General features: G+C 70.0%; 11 protein-coding genes and 1 tRNA gene. 5 read left to right on the top strand and 7 right to left on the bottom strand.

The genetic code is table 11. The annotated features are described in order from the left end of the window. The first annotated feature begins 23 nt into the window (after positions 1 to 23). Positions 24 to 1,127, top strand: coding sequence for a TIGR04053 family radical SAM/SPASM domain-containing protein (locus tag EXE47_RS07875; RefSeq protein ID WP_089307697.1), 1,104 nt, complete (start codon positions 24 to 26; stop codon positions 1,125 to 1,127). Between the two features lie 19 nt (positions 1,128 to 1,146). Here the strand turns inward: EXE47_RS07875 and EXE47_RS07870 are convergent, their stop codons facing one another. The 5 genes from EXE47_RS07870 to EXE47_RS07845 all read right to left on the bottom strand — a co-directional run bounded on the left by EXE47_RS07870 (position 1,147) and on the right by EXE47_RS07845 (position 10,989). Next, a complete protein-coding gene (locus tag EXE47_RS07870; RefSeq protein ID WP_089307698.1) occupies positions 1,147 to 3,228 on the bottom strand; it encodes a prolyl oligopeptidase family serine peptidase in 2,082 nt (693 codons plus the stop codon). A 145-nt stretch (positions 3,229 to 3,373) separates the two neighbouring features. Further along, positions 3,374 to 4,741, bottom strand: a complete 1,368-nt coding sequence (locus EXE47_RS07865) for an MFS transporter (protein WP_089307699.1) — start codon at positions 4,739 to 4,741, stop codon at positions 3,374 to 3,376. 203 nt (positions 4,742 to 4,944) lie between these two features. Continuing rightward, on the bottom strand, positions 4,945 to 7,830 hold the full coding sequence (locus EXE47_RS07860; protein ID WP_089307700.1) for an exodeoxyribonuclease V subunit beta: 2,886 nt from the start codon (positions 7,828 to 7,830) through the stop codon (positions 4,945 to 4,947). Then, on the bottom strand, positions 7,827 to 10,409 hold the full coding sequence (locus tag EXE47_RS07855) for a PD-(D/E)XK nuclease family protein (protein WP_089307701.1): 2,583 nt from the start codon (positions 10,407 to 10,409) through the stop codon (positions 7,827 to 7,829). The genes EXE47_RS07860 and EXE47_RS07855 overlap by 4 nt, the downstream gene beginning before the upstream one ends. A 505-nt stretch (positions 10,410 to 10,914) precedes the next feature. Then, positions 10,915 to 10,989: transfer RNA gene (locus tag EXE47_RS07845), tRNA-Arg, on the bottom strand. Positions 10,990 to 11,320: 331 nt separating this feature from the next. Between EXE47_RS07845 and EXE47_RS07840 the strand changes: the two genes are divergently transcribed. Together EXE47_RS07840 and EXE47_RS07835 are read left to right on the top strand one after the other, a co-directional pair. Continuing rightward, positions 11,321 to 11,920 (top strand): recombinase RecA, encoded by a 600-nt coding sequence (locus EXE47_RS07840; protein ID WP_086219755.1) that lies wholly within the window; start codon positions 11,321 to 11,323, stop codon positions 11,918 to 11,920. Between the two features lie 76 nt (positions 11,921 to 11,996). Then, positions 11,997 to 12,419 carry a CoA-binding protein gene (locus tag EXE47_RS07835; RefSeq protein WP_049930089.1) on the top strand — a complete coding sequence of 141 codons (423 nt, stop codon included), beginning with the start codon at positions 11,997 to 11,999 and terminating at the stop codon, positions 12,417 to 12,419. A 61-nt stretch (positions 12,420 to 12,480) separates the two neighbouring features. Here EXE47_RS07835 and EXE47_RS07830 read toward each other — a convergent pair whose 3' ends face one another. Continuing rightward, on the bottom strand, positions 12,481 to 13,461 hold the full coding sequence (locus EXE47_RS07830; RefSeq protein WP_086219756.1) for a PLP-dependent cysteine synthase family protein: 981 nt from the start codon (positions 13,459 to 13,461) through the stop codon (positions 12,481 to 12,483). Between the two features lie 155 nt (positions 13,462 to 13,616). On the opposite strand from EXE47_RS07830, the gene thrS reads away from it, so the two are divergent. Continuing rightward, positions 13,617 to 15,593 carry a threonine--tRNA ligase gene (gene thrS, locus EXE47_RS07825; RefSeq protein ID WP_176454974.1) on the top strand — a complete coding sequence of 659 codons (1,977 nt, stop codon included), beginning with the start codon at positions 13,617 to 13,619 and terminating at the stop codon, positions 15,591 to 15,593. Between the two features lie 9 nt (positions 15,594 to 15,602). Here the strand turns inward: thrS and EXE47_RS07820 are convergent, their stop codons facing one another. Then, positions 15,603 to 17,123: an ATP-binding protein gene (locus EXE47_RS07820; RefSeq protein WP_049929673.1), complete on the bottom strand. Its 1,521-nt coding sequence runs from the start codon at positions 17,121 to 17,123 to the stop codon at positions 15,603 to 15,605. A gap of 242 nt (positions 17,124 to 17,365) precedes the next feature. Between EXE47_RS07820 and EXE47_RS07815 the strand changes: the two genes are divergently transcribed. Further along, the gene (locus tag EXE47_RS07815; RefSeq protein WP_089307702.1) at positions 17,366 to 18,532 is read left to right on the top strand and encodes an alanine--glyoxylate aminotransferase family protein; all 1,167 of its coding nucleotides are present in this window, start codon (positions 17,366 to 17,368) and stop codon (positions 18,530 to 18,532) included. Positions 18,533 to 18,569: the final 37 nt, after the last annotated feature.

Genomic DNA, 18,569 nt, shown 5'->3' with positions numbered 1-18,569 from the left:
CGGGTCGTAGCCGGACGTGAGCGATGTTCGACGACCTCGACACGGACCGGCGGCCGCTGGTCCTCGTTTGGGAGGTCACGCAGGCCTGCGGGCTCGCGTGCCGCCACTGCCGGGCTAACGCGCGGCCGCAGCGACACCCCGACGAGCTGACGACCGCTGAGGGGAAGCGACTGCTGGCGGACGCCGCCGCGTTCGGCGACGGACAGCTGGTCGTCCTCTCCGGGGGCGACCCGATCGCGCGCGACGACCTCACGGAGCTGGTCGCGCACGGCGACGACCTCGGCCTCCGGATGACGATCACGCCGAGCGGAACCCGGTCGCTCACGCCCGAGCGCGTCAGCGACCTCGGCGACGGGGGGATCGCCCGCATGGCGCTCAGCCTCGACGGGTCGACCCGCGAGCGCCACGACGCGTTCCGCGGCGAGGAGAGCTTCGCGGACACCGTCGCGGCCGCGCGCGCCGCCCGCGACGCCGGGATCCCGCTCCAAATCAACACTACCGTCTGCGCGGACACGGTCGAGGACCTCCCCGCGATCCGCGACCGCGTCCGCGACCTCGGCGCCGTCCTCTGGAGCGTCTTCTTCCTCGTTCCGGTGGGTCGCGGCCGCGTCCTCGACCCGGTCTCCCCCGAGCGCGCCGAGGCGGCGATGGCGTGGCTCCACGAGGTGTCGGAGGAGGAGCGGTTCGGCGTCAAGACCACTGAGGCCCCGTTCTACCGACGTGTCGGGATCCAGCGCGCCGAGGCCGGCAGCGCCGACGCGGGGGCCGACCGACGGGGCGGGATCACGGCCGGGCGCGGCTTCGCGTTCGTCGGCCACACCGGTGAGGTGTACCCGTCCGGGTTCCTGCCCGAGTCGGCGGGGAACGTCCGCGAGCGGTCGGCCGTCGACGTCTACCGGAACGCCGACCTCTTCGAGTCGCTCCGCGACCCGGACGGCTTCTCGGGGAAGTGCGGCGCCTGCGAGTTCCGCCACGTCTGCGGCGGGAGTCGGTCGCGAGCCTACGCCGTCACGGGCGATCCGACCGACAGCGACCCGCTCTGCCCGTACGTCCCGGACGGCTACGACGGACCGCTGCCCGAGCGCCAGCGAGGGGCCGACGGGGAGCGGTCCGAATCCGCCGACTGATCCCGGCGTCGCCGGCGACTCACTCCGGCCGTTCGCCGACGAGGAGGTCGAGGTCGGCGACGCTGCCGGCCGGGTCGAAGTCGAACGCCGCGCCGTAGAACGCGAGTTCGGCGGCGTGCGCCCGGGCGACGTTGTCGGCGTCGCGGAACCCGTGGCGCTCCTCCGGGAACTCCACGTACGCGTACGGCGTCTCGTTCGCGACGAGGGCGTCGATCATCGCCTCGGCCTGCGCGGGCGGGACCACCTCGTCCTCGCCGCCCTGTAACAGCAGCAGCGGCGCGGTGATCCCCTCGGCGTGCGCGACCGGCGACCGCGCCTCGTAGACGTCGTCGGCCTCGGGGAGCGGGCCGACGAGCCCGTCGAGGTAGCGCGACTCGAACTTGTGGGTCTCCGCCGCCAGCGCGCGGAGGTCGGCGACGCCGTAGTAGCTCGCGCCCGCGTCGAACGTGTCGTGGAACGCGAGCGCGGCGAGTACCGCGAACCCGCCCGCGCTCCCGCCCGAGATCGCCAGCCGGTCCGGGTCGGCGAACCCCTCGTCGGCGGCGTACCGGGCGGCGTTGACGCAGTCGAGGACGTCGCGGACGCCCCACTCCCCCTTCAGCGACTCGCGGAAGGCGCGGCCGTACCCCGTCGACCCCCGGTAGTTCACTGTGAGCACCCCGACGCCGCGGGTCGTCCAGAACTGGACCGTCGACGACAGCGACGCCTCGGACCGACTCGTCGGCCCGCCGTGGACCCTGACGAGGAGCGGCGGCGCCGCGTCGGCCGGCGCTTCGACGTCGGGGTTGTGGGGCGGGTAGTAGTGGCCGTACGCGGTCGCGTCGTCGGCGCCGACCGCGTCGCCGGTCGGGAAGGCGATCGACTCCGGCTCCGAGACGTACGCGGCGTCGAGCGCGTCCTCCGTCGACTCGCGGAGCCGAGTTGCTCCGGTCCCCGCCGACCCCGGTCGCCACGCGACGACCGCGCTCGGCGCGTCCGTCCGGTGACCGGCGAAGACGACACGGTCGCCGTCGGACCGGACCGAGGCCGGACGGAAGGAGCTGTACGGGAGGCCCGGGTCGACGAGGTCGCCCGTCTCCGGATCGAGCAGGCGCAGGCTCGGGTCGCCTCCCTCGGTGACCAGCGTGGCGATCCGCCCGTCACCGAGGAACGCGAACGTCGACACGCCGAGGGTCCACATCGGCACGCCGAACGCCGCCGGCATCTCGCGGAGGACCTCCGCGTCCGATGTCGTCGGGAGCGCGACGCCGGCTCCGCGCTCCCCCTCCTCGGTCCCGGACGCGACCGGGAACCGATAGAGGTTCCACCAGCCGGTGGGGTCGGCCGCCGCGTGGAGGACGCCGTCGGGCGACCACTTCGGCGAGACGACCGACTCGTCGGCGCCGCCCGCGACGACGCGCTCGTCGCGGATGTCGCCCGTCTCGTTGACCGCGCCGACGACGAGTTCGGTCCCATCCCACGGCATGTTCGGGTGATCCCACCGCAGGTACGCGATCCGGTCCCCGCCCGGGGCCGGCCGCGGCGCCGCGTAGAAGTCGTGCCCGTCCGCGACGACGACCGGGTCCGAGATGCCGGTCTCCGGAGCCGGGTCGGGTGACAGCGGGAAGCGGACCAGCTCGTTCCGGGGCTCCTCGTCGGTGCCGGGTCCGACGTGACGCTCGCGGACGGCATAGACCGTCTCCCCGTCCGGAGCGAGCCGCATGTCGGCGTAACGGTGGGCCATCGGCTCCGGCGGCTCCGGCGTGACCGGGGTCGGTTCCGCGTCGCCCCCGGCAGCGCTCCCGTCCGCGGGCAGTCGGTAGAGCCGCTGGTCGTCCATGCTCGCCGCGAGCACCGTCCCGTCCGCGACGAGCACGTCGCCGCCCCCGTACTGGTGGACGAGCGTGCGCACGTCGAGTTCCTCCGACGTCACTTCTGTCGGATCGGCGCCGCGGTCGTCGACCGGGGCGCGACAGACGACGCCGCGACCGCCCTCGGACGGGCGGCGTTCGATCCAGTAGACGTGGTCTCCGTCGGTCTCGACGGACGCGAACGACCTGACGTCGGCGGCGACGTCCTCCGGGGCGACCGGCGACGGCCACTCGCCGTACGGTGTCGGCATGGGATCGACGAGCGTCGCCGCTCCAATAAACCTACGCGAGCCGGCCACCCGAGCCACCGGGCGGGGTCCGGCGCCGGGGTCTGTGGTCGCCCGCACCGGGGTCGATGGCCGCCCGCGCCCGGTTCCCGATCCGGGGCGTCTCGCTTCACGCGTACGCCTCGAACTCCTTGCCGAACGCGAGGAAGTAGCCGGTGCCAACGAGCCCGACGACGGCCGCGACGGTGAACGCGACCTGGGGGCTGACGAAGTCCCACAGGTACCCCCCGACCGCCGCGCTCGGGATCACGACCGTGTTCCGGAGGAGGTAGTACGTCCCGGTGACGCGGCCGCCGGCCCCCTGCTCCGCCGGGCCGACGATGAGCGCCTTGTGCGACGGCAGGCCCGCGAACCGCAGCCCCGAGAACGCGAAGACGGCGATCATCACGGCCGACAGTGGCAGCGCCGACCCCGCGAGGGCCGGCGCGTAGATCAGTACGACCGGGAAGAGGGCGTACACCGCGAACCCGACCGCGACGACCGGCTTGAGGCCGATGCGCTCCGCGAGCCGCGAAGCGGGGACCATGATCAACAGCGCGACGAGCATCTCGACGCCGAGGAGGTAGCCGAAGAACGCCTGCGGCGAGAGGTCCACGTCGTACGCGAACCCGCCCAGCGCGACGGTCGCGTCGAGGCCGACTTGGAAGAACTGCGTGACGACGAGGACGAAGAACACGTACACCATCCCGTTCGCGAACCGGACGAGCGTGTCGCCGACGAGCAGCGGCCGGAGCGGCGCCGGCATCTCCCGCAGGTCGCGCCGGACCCGGTCGAGCCCCGCGAACGAGTCGCCGAAGGAGTCGCCGCTCGCGTCGTAGAGGACGTGCTGGACGAGCGTGCCGAGGACGCCGAAGGCGACCGCGACCGCGAGGACGAACTGGAAGCTGACGGTGAACTCCGCGCGGAGTCCGATGAGGACGGCGGCCAGCACGGGTCCGACGAGGAACGCCGTCCGCCGGAACGTCTCCGTGCTGGCGAACCCGGCGGCCAGTCGCGAGGGGACGGTCGCCTGCTTCACGACGGCGAACGTCGCGCCGAGCCCGAACGACTTCCACGCCTGCGCGAGGACCAGTCCGACGAAGATCCAGACCCACGGCTCCACGATGAGTCCGCCCACCGCGATCGGGCCGACCCCGGGCGCGACCAGCCAGACGAGGAAGCCGAGCGTCGACAGCAGCCCGAAGAGGGTGAGCGCGTACCGCGAGCCGATACGGTCCGAGACGGCGCCGCCCGGGTACGGGTAGATCGCCGAGATAACGTTGCCGAACGTGCCGAAGAGCCCGACGACGAACCCGGACGCCCCGAGCGCGACCATGTACTCCGGGAGGTACCGGTTCGTCATCTGGAACCCCAAGCTGAACGCGAACATCGCGATCGACAGCACGAACACGTCGCGCTCCAGCGCGAAGAGTCGCCGAAACCCGTCCAGCGCCCCGGAATCCGCCTCTGCGTCCGCGTCGTCGCCGCCGGCGCTCACGGGGGCGCCCCCGGTGTTCCGGAGCGGTCACGGTCGTCGACGCCGGCGCGGGTCGGTCCTGCCTCGGGGAGCGCCATACGCGTCGTCCGGTTCGCGTCGACAAAAATTCCACCCCGTCACGGAGCCGGCGCGAGACGGTCACTCACCTCGGGTGGCGCCGGCGAGGGAGCAAGTCGGGGGCGCCAATCGGACCGGTCGGGGCCTCACCCGGACGGCGACTCGGTCGCTCGAACGAGCGCGCGCAGCTCCTCGACGGCGAGTGGCTCGACCCGCTCGCGCGTCCCATCGCTCGTGTAGAACAGGCTCGTTTCGACCGCTTTCTCGGCGAACCACTCGTCGAGGACGTGGTAGTAGACGCTGAGCTGCTTCCGGTACTCCGCCCGCGCGCGCCGCGTCGAGTCCGTCTTGTAATCGACGACCGCGACCCGGTCGTCGGTCACGTGAACGAGGTCCGCGATCCCCGAGACCGTGACGCGGCGGCCGTCGACCTCGAGCGGGAGCGTCACCGGCTCCTCGACGTACCGCTCGCCCGACAGCCCGTCGAGTAGGTCGACGACTCGCCGCTCGTGGTCGTTCGACGGCGTCACGTCGTCGCCGAGCGCGTACGCCTCCGCAAAGTCGTGGACCCGAGAGCCGAAGTCCATGCCGCGAGTCTCGGGCGCCGCCTCGGCGCCCGCCTCCGACCGCTCGTCCGCCGCCTCGAACACGGTCTCGTCCATCAGCGAGTGCGGGCTGTGACCGATCGGGCCGTCAGGCGCCGTCACCGAGAACGGCAGTTCCGCGTCGGCGGGCTCCTCGCGGTCGAGCGACTCGACCGCTGGTTCGATCTCTTCGACGGCGACGGGAAGCTCCTCAAGGAACGTGTTCGGGTCCTCGCCGGCCGCGAACACGACGTGGCTCTCCGCGCGCGTGACCGCGACGTAGAGCAGCCGGCGTTCCTCGTCGTACGCCCGCGGTAGGCAGCGCCGGATCACGTCGTGCCGCCAGTTGTCGTACACGTGCGGGTGGGCCCGCTCCGCCGAGTACACCTTCTGCTGTCGGAGCCCCACCGGGTCCCGGTACTCGATGACGCTCGATCCGCCGGCTCGAGGTGGGAAGCGCCCCGCGTTCATGTTCGCCATGACGACGATCGGATACTCCAACCCCTTCGCGGCGTGAATCGTCTGGACGGTCACCGCGTCGTCGCCCGCGGACGCGGCGACGTCGACCGTGCTGCCGGTCTCGACGCCGCGCTCCATGAACCGGATCAGCTCGCCGCGAGTCGCCGTCGTCGCGTCGTGGACCGACTGGACCGTGTGGAGGAGCACGTCCGCCGCGTCGCCCGCGAAGCCGTAGCGGTCGAGGACGCGGCGGGCGACCGCGCCGACCGACTCCAGATCGTGGAGCCCGTCGCGGAACGCCGCCGGGTCGTCAGGGTACGACCCCGTCTCCAGGAAGCGACCGATCTCGTCGAACGCGTACCCGGCCCGTTCGAGGACCACCGCCCAGCCGCGGTCGGCGTCGGTTTCGAGGATCCGAAGCCACGCGAGCAGCAGTTTCGCCGGATCCGTCCGGAACAGTTCGATCCCGCCGTCGTAGGCCATCGGGAAGTCGTACTCGTCGGCGGCGGCGAGGAGTTCCCGCCCGTAGTCTCGGGTCCGGGTGAACACCGCGATATCCCCGTACTCCGGCGGTCGCGGTTCGCCGTCCGCCCCCTCGACGGCGTAGTCGTCGTTGCCGACGATCGCCTGAACCTTCGAGAGGACCGCCTCGTGTTCGTCCTCGTGGCGGATTCCCTCGACGACCGTGTTGTCGAAGGGAGTATTCGAGGAGAGCCCGACGACGTCGTCGGGGTCGACCGCGACGGTATCTCCGCTCGCAGCCGGCGCCGCGATCGCCCGCTCCGAGAGGTCGATGACCGACGCCGTCGACCGGTAGTTCTCCCGCAGTTCGATCCGGGTCGGGTCGGTCGCGTCGAACGGGACCCGGTCGGCGTCGTCGTTGAGTTCGGCGGCGAACCGCTCCAGCCGCGCTTCGAACTCGGTGACGTTGCGCACGTCCGCGTACTGGAACGAGTAGATGCTCTGCTTCCAGTCGCCGACGGCGCAGAAGTTCTCGGTCCCGGACAGAAGCAGCGCGAGCTTGAACTGGAGCTCACTCGTGTCCTGAAACTCGTCGACCATGACGTACTCGAACTGCGCCGCCTCGCGGGCGCGCTCGTCCTCGCAGAGGAGGACGAACGCGAACAGCTGGAGGAAGCTGAAGGATAGGTAGTTGCGGCGCAGCGCAAATCGCAGGTACTCGAAGTACACGTCGCGGACGAACGTCTTGAGCCCGTCGCGGTCCTCGTCGAAGACCGCGCGCGCCACGTCGTCGTCGAGGCGCTTCGTCCCGCGGCCGCCGCGCAGCTCCGACTTCGACGGGGCGTCCGAGCGGTACGTCTTGTGGCGGCCGAAGTCGCTCAGGTCCTCGCGCAGCGCCGACTGTTTCCGGCCGTCGTTCCGGGGTCGGTTCGCCGCGTCGAACCGCGCTCTGAACGCCTCGAAGTCGCCGTCGAGGTATGATTCGCCGCCCCGATACCACCCGTCGGCAGTGGGGAAGATCCCCTTCGACGCGAGCTCTCCGATCAGGTCGAGCAGCTCGCCCGGTTCGGCGAGCGCGCGGTAAAACGCCGCGTGTTCCGGGTGGTCGTCGCGGAAGCCGCCGAAGAACTCGCGGAACCGCTCGGCCTCGATCAGCTCGTCTTCGAGGATCCGCGTCGACCCCGTGATCCGCTCGTCGAGGCCGAGGTGTGTCGGCGCGGCGTACCCGTGCTCCTGAAGCAGTTCGTGGCAGTGCGAGTGGAACGTCCGGATCGGGGCGTCGGCCAGCTCCCGCAGGCCGTACGCGCTGTGGTCGACGATCCGCTCTCGCATCTCGGTCGCGGCGCTCCGCGTGAACGTCGCCAGCAGCACGTCGTCCGGTTCCACGTCCGGCCGGTCGACGATCCGTCCGTAGCGCCGGGTGACGGCGAACGTCTTCCCCGTCCCGGGACCGGCGTCGACCAGGTGCGTCCCCGCCGTGCTCTCGATGAGCTCCCGCTGGGCCTCGTTCGGCGTCGGCTCGCTCATCGGTCCCCCTCCAACAGCAGGTCGCGGTTGTCCACGCGCCGGTAGTTCGGCTCGCCGGCGAGCCCGTCGACCGGGAACCGCTCCTCGCCGGCGCGCCGGGCGTTGAGTTCGTCGAGGCGCTCGTCGACGAACGCCTCGAAGGCGTCGAGGTCCTCGCGGAAGAAGGCCCGCCTGCGGGCGCCGTTGAGCTCTCGGATCGCCTGGTCCGCGCCCTTCTCGGCGTCGACGGCCGCGGACGTTTCCGCGTCGACCGCGGCGGTGAACCGCTCGGCGAACTCGGAGTCGCGGAGTTCGCCCTTGTCGGTCGTCTCGGGGAACGTCAGCGGGGCCACAACCTGCTCGTAGGCCGAGTAGCCGAGGTCCTCGAACGTCTCCCGACAGTCGGTGTAGCCGTCGAGGAGCCGCTCGTACGCATCCCGGGAGCCGACGTACTCGTCGAAGGCGACCGGGTGGTAGGTGACCGTCGTGAGCGCGTCGCCGAGGTCGGCGTCGCCCGCGATCACGTCGGCCATCGGCTCGAGGAAGTGGAAGAACGTGAACTCCAGCCGCTCATTCGGACGGACCGACCGGTAGTACGTCAGGTACAGCGCCGCCTGAAAGTTCGGCGCGTCCGCCGGCGGGTCGACCGCCGCGCCGCCGACGACCTGTGCGGTGCGCTTCTTGCGTCCGCTCTTGTAATCGAGCAGCGCGGTCGGCGCCCGCACGAGGTCGATCTTCCCCTTCACGCCGAGGGCATCGTCCTCGAACCAGCGCTCGGTGAGCGGCGAGTCGACCGGCTCGTCGAAGTGTTCCGCGAAGAAATTGGTTCCCCACCCCGACGCCGCCGTGAGGAAGTCGTCCGACTCCGGCCCCTCCTCGTCGAGATACTCCGCGATCAGCTCCAGTCCGATGCGGTACTTCCGGCGGCGGAGGGGCTCGTCGGCGGCCGAGGAGAACGCCTCGGTCTCCGCGAGCATGGCGTCGACGAGGGCGTCGGTGTCGGCCGCGGCGACCGCCTCGGGGTGGTTCACGTAGAACTCCGCGAAGTCGTGGAAGAGGGTCCCCTCGACGAACCGTTCCCGATCCGGAGTGTCGAGGAGCCGCCCGAAGAGGTAGTCCCGGGGGCTGTTGACGTAGCTATTCAGGGTCGACTGGCTGACCGTCCCGACCGTCTCGGGGTCCACTCCGGTCGGTTCACGGTCGAAGCCCGCGCCCGTCGACCGCGGTCGCGGCCGGTGTTCGACCGAGTCGAGGTCGCTGAACCGCTCGAACTCCTCGTCGAGGAGGTCGCCGAGGTACAGGCACGGAGTGACCGGCTCCCCGCCGGCCACGTCCTGAACGAGGTAGTACCGTCGGTCGCCGCTCTGGAGCAGGCGCTGGAAGTCGCCAACGTAGCGCGCGAACTGGGTCTCGGTGTCCACCCACGGCCGCTGGGGCGCCGAGTGCGTCCACTCCTCTCCCATTCCGAGGTGGAAGACGACCGGGCGGTCGACGTACGCGGAGGACTTCGCGTCGGCGAGGAGGACGCCCTCGTTCTCCCTGTCGACAGGGACCTCGTAGGTCTGGAGGTAGTAGGCGAGCCGGTCGACCGCGCCGGCGGTCACTTGCGCGTCGGCGAGCCCCAGGCTCCGCAGCTCCTCGTCGAGCCGGTCCAGTTCGACGCCGGCCTCGGTCGCGTAGGCGTCGAGCGCCGCCGCGAACGTCCGGTCGCCGACGCCGTCGCGGAACGTCCGCAGCCACTCCGTGGCGGGGTGGTCGACGGCCGCCAACCGCCGCTCCCGGTCCGCGGTCGGGACGTCCATCCCCAGTTGCGCGAGGATCGGGGCGGCGTCGCCGACGGTCGCGTCGCTCCCCCGGAAACAGAGCCGGAGGAGCCGGACGAACGTCCGGTGGTGCGGGTCGTCCGCGAACCCCGGCCCGCCGTAGAAGGGGATGCCCGCGGCCTCGAACGCGGACTCGACGAGCGAGGAGTACTTCCCGCCGCCGTCGAGGACGACGGCGACGCGGTCCGCATTGTGCGCCGTGATCGTATCGCGGAGCGCGGCGACGATGTCGGTCGCCGACTCGAAGACGTGGAAGGGCGGGGGGTCGAACGCCTCCCCGCTGAAGAGGTCGACGCGATCGAACGCCTCCGGGAGGACGCCGCGCTCCAGTTCGGTCAGCTGGTCGTACCCGACGACGGCGACGGACCCACCGTCGTCGATCGCGTACTCCGTGAGCCGCTTCGAGGTCGTCCGCAGCGTCCGCATGACTTCGACGACCTCGCGGGTCGCGTCGTCGACGTAGGCGTCGTACTCTAAGACCGCGCCGAGCCGGCCGGTGTGTTCCCAACACTGGAGGACGTTCCCGACGGCGTACGCGACCGCCTTCCAGTCGTGGTCGGTCTGTCGGACGATCTCGAGGAACGCCCGGCGGTCCTCCGCCTGCTCGCGGCGACCGGCCGCGAGGCGGCGCGGCGTGGTCGCGAACGTTCCGAAGTGCGGGCGGTCGAGGCGGCGGTTGATCGCGCTCGCGAGCGGGGCGTCGGGCGTCACGACGAGGTCGTAGTCCCGGACCTCCGCGTAGAGCGACGCCGCGTCTTTCGCGCTCCGAATAGGCACGACTATCGGGAGCCGGACGAGTCACAAAAAGATAGCGGGGGCGCCGATCGGTTCGCCGAGTCCGGAAGCATCCGGAGGCGCCGTTGTGCGACGTATTCGACTCCGATCAGACGATCGATCGACGGCTTCCGAAGCTTGAGGACGCGGGGCTCGTGGACCGCTACGACCCGCAGGGGGACAGTCGTATCACGATCGCGGTCGAGTCTCCCTCATTGGCGAACGCGACGAGAGCACCTCGAAGCCGACTGAGTCCGGTTCCCGTCGCTACTCGACACCGAGCTCGCGAGCGGCGGCCGAAATTGTGAGTCTCGTGTGCGCTCCGCACCGTCTCTAGTAACCGGCAACCGATCGGAACGGTAAGCGAGTGACGCCAGTGTTATAAGACGCAAGGAGAATACCCGCGCCTTTAGGCGCGGGATGAATCCGGCAAGCTCTCTACACCCACCATTCGATCCGAGACTCTACAGTAGAATTAGGACTAGTTCGGCAACGGACCGCGAGTGAGTGGGCGCTACAGGATTTGAACCCGTGGCAACTTGGTCCGAAGCCAAGCACTCTGTCCAAACTGAGCTAAGCGCCCTCACGTCGGCTTACTTCCGAGAGCGTGTTAAGTCCCGCGATTCGAAACCGGCGCCGCGCAGTCCGTCGGTTCCGGCCCGGCGTCGCCGATCGGTCGATTCGCCTGCGTGATAGATTTCCACGGTCCGGCGGCGTTCGGCCCCCACTGGCGGCCGAATTCGCCGTCCGATCGGGTCCACGGCCCGATCGAGACGCGCCGTCGCGTCGCAGGGGCCGATCAAAAAGAATATTATTCGGAGCGGGCATGTTCAGGTAGTAGATGTGTCTTGGTCGCACGGCCTCGCGGCCGAACGAGTGGATCGCGCCGACGTCGCCGCCCCCGAGGTGCGTCCATGTATGAGCTGACGCCGCATTTCGACGCCGAGGTCGATCCCGGGACCAACATTCTGTTGACCGGCCCGCCGCTCAGCGGGAAGCGGTCGATCATGATGGACGTCCTCGCCGCTGGGACCGATCGCGACGAGGGCGCCATCGTCGTCACCACCAAGGACGGCGCCGATCGGGTGCTCCGCGACTACGAGGAGCGGACGCCCTACGAGGGGAAGCCCGTCGCGGTCGTCGACTGCGTCACCCGCCAGCAGGGGGGCGAGACCCGCGAGTCCGACCGTATCAAGTACGCCTCCTCGCCGGTAGACATGACCGGGATCGGGATCAAGCTCTCCGAGTTCCTCCAGGCGTTCGGCGACCGCGGTATCGATCAGAACCGCGTGATGGTCCACTCGCTGTCGACGCTGCTGATGTACTCGGACCTCCAGACGGTGTTCCGGTTCCTCCACGTGTTCACGGGCCGCGTCCAGAGCGTCGACGGACTGGGACTGTACAGCATCGACTCGACCGCCCACGACGACCAGGCGATGAACACGCTCAAACAGCTGTTCGACGGCATCGTCACCGTCCCCGAGGACGGCGACCCCGAGATCCGACTCCCCTGACCGGGAGCCGACGACCACGCTTCTCTTCACAGCGGCTAGGGATCCGTTTAATCGCATGGCGATCGAATCGTCGACCATGCCCGTCACGGACGACGCCGGACTCGACCGCCTGCTCGACGCAGAGACGATCGCCGTCGTCGGCTGTTCGACGACGCCCGGGAAGGCCGCGCACGACGTGCCCGCGTATCTTCAGGACCGGGGGTACCGCGTGATCCCGGTGAATCCGTTCGCGGACGAGGTGCTCGGCGAACCGGCGTACGACGCGGTCGGCGACGTGGAAGAAGAGATCGACATCGTTGACGTGTTCCGGCCGAGCGAGGAGGTCCCGGAGATCGCCGAGGCCGTCCGCGAGCGACACGCGTCGCGCGGCGACGCCGGGACGCTGTGGCTCCAACTCGGGATCAGCCACGACGAGGCGGCCGCGGCCGCGGAGGAGGACGGGATCGACGTCGTTCAGGACCGCTGTCTCAAGGTCGAACACGGTCGATTGCGCGGATAACGGACCGGGCGGCGGCCGCGGTACCGGCCGGTGTCTGGGCGGCGTCGCGCCGCTCCGCCACCTACCCCTCCCACTCCTCGAAGGACCGGTAGACGCCCTTCGAGAGGTAGCGCTCGGAGGAGTCGGGGAAGACGGTGACGACCGCGTCGTGCGGGGCGTCTATCTTGCCGTCGCGGATCTCCCGCGCGACCCGCTTCGCCGCGATCGCGTTCGCGGCCGACGAGGAGGCGACGAGGTGGCCCTCCTCGCTCGCGAGCCGGCCCATCTCCTCGTGGACGTCGCGGTCGTCGATCGCTTGGATCTCGTCGACGAGGTCCGGGTCGAACAGCTCGTTGCGTCCGGTGTCGTGGGTGCCGATCCCCTCGGTCTTGTACGCCTCGTGGTCGACGTCTTCGCCGAGGAACTCGCGGTACGCGGAGCCGGCCGGCTCGACCGCGACGACGTGGGTGTCCGGGTCGGCCTCGCGGAAGTAGCGGGCGATCCCCATCAGCGTCCCGCCCGTGCCGCAGCCGGCGACGACCGCGCCGACCTCGCCGTCGAGGGCCTCGTCGATCTCGGGGGCGGTCGTCTCGTAGTGTGCCTCGGCGTTGAGCGGGTTCGAGAACTGTTGGGGGACGACCGCGTCGTCGAGCTCCGCCGCGATCTCGTGGGCGCGGTCGATCGCGAGCCCCATCCCGTCCTCGCTCGGCGTGTTCACCACCTCGGCGCCGAGCGCGCGCATGAGCTGCTGTTTCTCCACCGAGAAGCGCTCGGGAACGACGAAGACGGCGTTTAACCCCAGCTGCTTGGCGGCGACCGCGAGCCCGATCCCGGTGTTGCCGGCGGTCGGCTCGACCACGGTGCCGCCCTCGCCGAGGTCGCCCCGCTCCAGCATGCGTTCGAGCATGTACCTCCCGATGCGGTCCTTGATGCTCGCTCCCGGGTTGAACGACTCCAGCTTGGCGTACACCGGCACCGCGGTCGGCGCGTCGTGGACCTCGACGAGCGGCGTCTCCCCGATCGCCTCCAACACCGACGACAGGGGCTCCCGATGACTGGTCATAGGGCGGCAAACGTTGCCGGGTGATTTGTGTGTTGCCATCGCTCGCTCCCGATCCGGGGCTCCAGAGCGGCGGCGTGACTTGCCGGGATCTGGCGGCGAGCGGCGAACGATGTCCGGTCGACCGTGACGCTCGGCGCCGCGGATCGAACACACTTATGCCGGTCGTCCGGTTCCGACACTGTATGAGCGAGACCGATGCGGAGGCCGAGGTGACGGTCGTCCTGCCGGACGGATCAGAACTCACCGTTCCGGCGGGCTCGACAGTCGAGGACGTCGCCTTCGAGATCGGCCCCGGGCTCGGTCGCGACACCGTCGCGGGGAAGATCGACGGCGAACTCGTCGAGAAGCACGCGGCGGTCCACGACGGCGCGCGGATCGAGATCGTCACCGACCAGTCCGACGAGTACCTCACGGTGTTGCGCCATTCCGCGGCCCACGTGTTCGCGCAGGCGCTCCAGCGGCTCCACCCGGAGGCGACGCTGACGATCGGCCCGCCGACCGACGACGGCTTCTACTACGACGTGACCGACGTGGACGTCGACGAGGACGACCTGGCCGCCGTCGAGGCGGAGATGGACGAGATAATCGCCGCCGACTACGACATCGAGCGCGAGGTCCGCTCGCGCGAGGAGGCGAAAGAGATCTACGCCGACAACGAGTACAAACGCCAGATACTCGACGAGGAGGCCGACGGCGAGGAGGTCACCTTCTACGTCCAGGACGACTGGCAGGACCTCTGTCAGGGCCCCCACGTCGAGTCGACCGGCGAGATCGGCGCGGCGACGCTGCTCGAGGTGTCGGCCGCCTACTGGCGCGGCGACGAGGAGAACGACACGCTGACGCGCGTGTACGGCACCGCGTTCGCGAGCGAGTCCGACCTCGAAGAGTACCTCGAACTCCGCGAGGAGGCCCAAGAGCGCGACCACCGAAAGATCGGGCAGGAGATGAACCTCTTCTCGATCCCGACGGTGACCGGCCCCGGCCTGCCGCTGTACCACCCGCCGGGGAAGACGGTGCTGCGCGAGCTGTCCGACTTCGCGAACGAGCTCAACCGCGAGAAGGGGTACGAGGAGGTCGAGACGCCGCACGTGTTCCGGACGGAGCTGTGGAAGCAGTCCGGCCACTACGAGAACTACAAGGACGACATGTTCCTCCTCGACGTGAACGACGAGGAGTACGGCCTGAAGCCGATGAACTGCCCGGGCCACGCGACGATCTTCGACCAGCAGAACTGGTCGTACCGCGACCTCCCCCAGCGCTACTTCGAGAACGGGAAGGTGTACCGGAAAGAGCAGCGCGGCGAGCTGTCGGGCCTCTCGCGCGTCTGGTCGTTCACCATCGACGACGGCCACCTGTTCGTCCGCCCCGACCAGATCCGGCAGGAGATCGAGTCGGTGATCGAGATGATCTTCGAGGTCGTGGAGACGCTCGATCTGGAGGTCGAGGTCGCCTTAGCGACCCGCCCCGACAAGTCCGTCGGCGGCGACGAGATCTGGGAGTCCGCCGAGGAGCAGCTCCGCGACGTGCTCGAATCGGGCGGCTACGACTACGACATCGAGCCCGGCGACGGCGCGTTCTACGGCCCGAAGATCGACTTCGGCTTCGAGGACGCCCTCGGCCGCGTCTGGGACGGTCCGACCGTCCAGCTCGACTTCAACATGCCCGACCGGTTCGACCTGACCTACACGGGCGAGGACAACGAGGAGCACCAGCCGGTGATGATCCACCGGGCGCTGTACGGGAGCTACGAGCGGTTCTTCATGGTGCTGATCGAGCACTTCGACGGGAACTTCCCGCTGTGGCTCGCGCCGGAGCAGGTTCGGATCCTCCCCGTCTCCGACGAGACGCTGGGCTACGCCCACCGCGTGAAGAACGAGCTGGAAGACGCGGGCTTCCGCGTCGAGGTCGAGGACCGCGACTGGACCGTCGGCCGCAAGATCCGCGCGGGCCACGACGACCGCCTCCCGTACATGGTCATCGTCGGCGACGACGAGCAGGAGGCGGGCACGGTCTCGGTGCGCGACCGCTTCGAGAACCAGCGCGGCGACGTCGACCTCGACACGTTCGTCGACCACCTCGTCGACGAGCGCGCGGAGAAGCGGACGGAGCCGGACTTCGTCGACGCCGAGTGACCAAACGGCTCAGGCGGCCTCGACGCCGGTGATCTCGAACCGGGCGCCGTCCGCCTCGGACGCCGTCACTCGCACCGCCCAGCCGTGCGCGTCGGCGATCTCGGCGACGATGTTCAGCCCGAACCCCGTCCCGTCCGTCGTCGTCGTGTAGCCGGTCTCGAACACCTGGTCCCGCTCCGCTTCGGGGATCCCTTCTCCGTCGTCGGCCACGTAGAACCCGGCGCCGTCCGCGAGCGGTCCGACGGTGACCGTCACGTCCTCGCCGCCGTGTTCCACGGCGTTCCGGAACAGGTTCTCGAACAGCTGTCGCAGCCGCGCCTCGTCGGCGAGGACTTCAGAGTCGTCGAGCGCGACGCGAAGCGTCCCGCCCCGACTGTCGCTCGTCTTCCACGCGTCGGTCGCGAGCGCCGCGAGGTCGACCGGGTCCGGGTCCTCGACGTCGCTCCCCTCGCGCGCGAGCGCCAGCAGGTCGTCGATGAGCGTCTCCATCCGTGAGAGCGACCGCTCGATCGGGGCGATGTGGTCGCTGTCGGACTCCTCCGCGAGGAGGTCCAGCCGACCCCGGGCGGCCGTGAGCGGGTTCCGGAGGTCGTGGCTCACGACGCTGGCGAACTCGTCGAGCCGGTCGCGTTCGCGTTCGAGCTGCTCCGCCGCGTGCTGTCGCTCCAGCTCGTAGCTCACCCACCGCGTCAGCAGTTCGACGAACGTCCGCTGCGTGTCCGTGAACGGCTCGCCGCGCGGCGTGGTCGCGGCGAAGCAGAGCGTCCCGTACTGCTCGCCGTCGATCTCGACCTGTCCGCCGATGTACGTCTCGAGGCCGAACGTCTCGTAGGCCGAGTCGTCGTTCCACCCGTTCTCGGAGGCGTCGACGACTGTCAACAGCCGGTCGCGCTCGATGGTCCGCTTACAGTACGCCTCGTCGAGGGGGCAGGTCTCGCCGGCCTGTAGCAGCGGGTGTTCCGCGTGCGATATCTCGACGTGCTGGGTGCCGTCCTCGATCCGGGTGAGGAAGCCGTTCGGCACGTCGAGGTACTCGCAGCCGAGCGTCAGTATCGCCTCGACCTTCTCCTCGAAGGTGCGGTCCTGGTCCGAGGAGACCGCGTAGAGGCGCTGGATGGCCCGGAGGCTCTCCCGCTGGCGCCGCTCTAGGTCGCGTCGCTCGGTGATGTCCCGGAGGTACACCGAGAGCCCCTCGTCGGAGGGGAACACGCGCACGTCGAACCAGACGCCCAGCGGTTCGTAGTACGAGTCGAACGAGACGGACTCTTGGACGTCCATGGCGTGGTGGTACCGCTCGTAGAACTCCGTCCCGGTCGAATTCGGGATCGAGTCCCACAGGTGACACCCCACAACCGTCTCGCTCGGATCGACCGCGTCGTCGCGCATCGCGGCCCGCAGGATCCGCCGTCCCTCCTCGTTGGCGTACGTGACCCTCCAGTCCGCGTCGAGGGCGAAGAACCCGTCGGCCATCCGGTCGATGACGGTCTGGAGGTCCTGGTCTGCGCTCGATTCGCCCGCGCGGTCGCTCATGTCGCGTCATACGCGTCACGGGGATTTAGGTACCGGTGGTCACCGCCCCGGACCACCGAGCGTCTGCGCGGGTCGACGGAGTTCGATCGGCCGGGCGCCCGCTCGCGGTGCGGCGACTTCGATCGGCCGGGCACCCGCTCGCGGCGCAGCGATAGCGGCCGGCCGTCGTCGTCGGCCGTCACTGCGTCGGCGAGCCCGCGCGTTCCGTCGGGTTTTTGTCACCGCTGGCTGGACTCAAGCGCATGTCAGAGCGATACGCCGAACGCGGCGTCGACGAGAAAGCGCCCGACGTGGGGGAGCTGACGCCGCCGGACCGCACGCTGATGGGCCCCGGTCCGAGCGACGTCCACCCGCACGTCCTCAAGGCGATGAGCACGCCGCTCGTCGGCCATCTCGACCCGTCGTTCGTCGAGATCATGGACGAGGTCCAGGAGCTGTTGCGCTACACGTTCCGGACCGACAACCAGTGGACGATCCCGGTCTCCGGGACCGGGTCGGCGTCGATGGAGGCCGCCATCGGCAACCTCGTCGAGCCGGGCGACACGATGCTGGTACCGACGAACGGCTACTTCGGCGGCCGGATGAAGTCGATGGCCGAGCGCGCGGGCGGCGAGGTCGTCGAGGTGGACGCTCCGTGGGGCGAGCCCCTCGACCCCGTCGACGTCGAGCGCGCCTTCAACGAACACCAGCCGGACGTGTTCGGGTTCGTCCACGCGGAGACGTCGACGGGCGTCCGCCAGCCGAACGTCTCCGAATTGACCGACATCGCGCACGCTCACGACGCGTTCGTGATCGCGGACTGCGTCACCTCGCTCGGCGGCGTCGAGATGCGCGTCGACGAGTGGGGCGTCGACGCCGCCTACTCCGGCCCGCAGAAGTGCCTCTCGTGTCCGCCGGGGGCGAGCCCACTCACGCTCAACGACCGCGCGATGAACAAGGTGCTCGACCGCGAGGAGCCGGCCCGCTCGTGGTACCTCGACCTCTCGCTGTTGGAGGGGTACTGGGGCGACGAGCGCGCGTACCACCACACCGCGCCGATCACGAACGTGTACGCGCTCCGCGAGGCGCTCCGCCTCGTCGCCGAGGAGGGGATCGAAGAGCGGTGGACGCGTCACCGCGAGGTCGCCGGCGACCTGAAGGTAGGGCTCCGCGATCTGGGCCTCGAAATGAACGCTCCCGACGAGTACTGGCTCCCAAGTCTGAACGCGGTCCGGGTGCCCGACGGGGTCGACGACGCCGCCGTCATCGACCGCCTGCTCGACGAGTACGACCTGGAGATCGCCTCCGGGCTCGGGGACCTGGAGGGCGACATCTGGCGCATCGGCTGTATGGGGCACTCTGCCCGCCCGAAGAACGTCGAGTACGTCCTCGCGGCGCTCGAGGGCGCCCTGGCCGAGCAGGGGTACTGACGCGTCGCGGCAGCGCGACCGCGCCCGCTCCGGCTAT

Origin of the sequence: Halorubrum sp. GN12_10-3_MGM (genome assembly GCF_005435235.1) — an archaeon.
GTDB lineage: Archaea > Halobacteriota > Halobacteria > Halobacteriales > Haloferacaceae > Halorubrum > Halorubrum ezzemoulense.
This window is presented reverse-complemented; position numbering and strand designations above follow the sequence as displayed.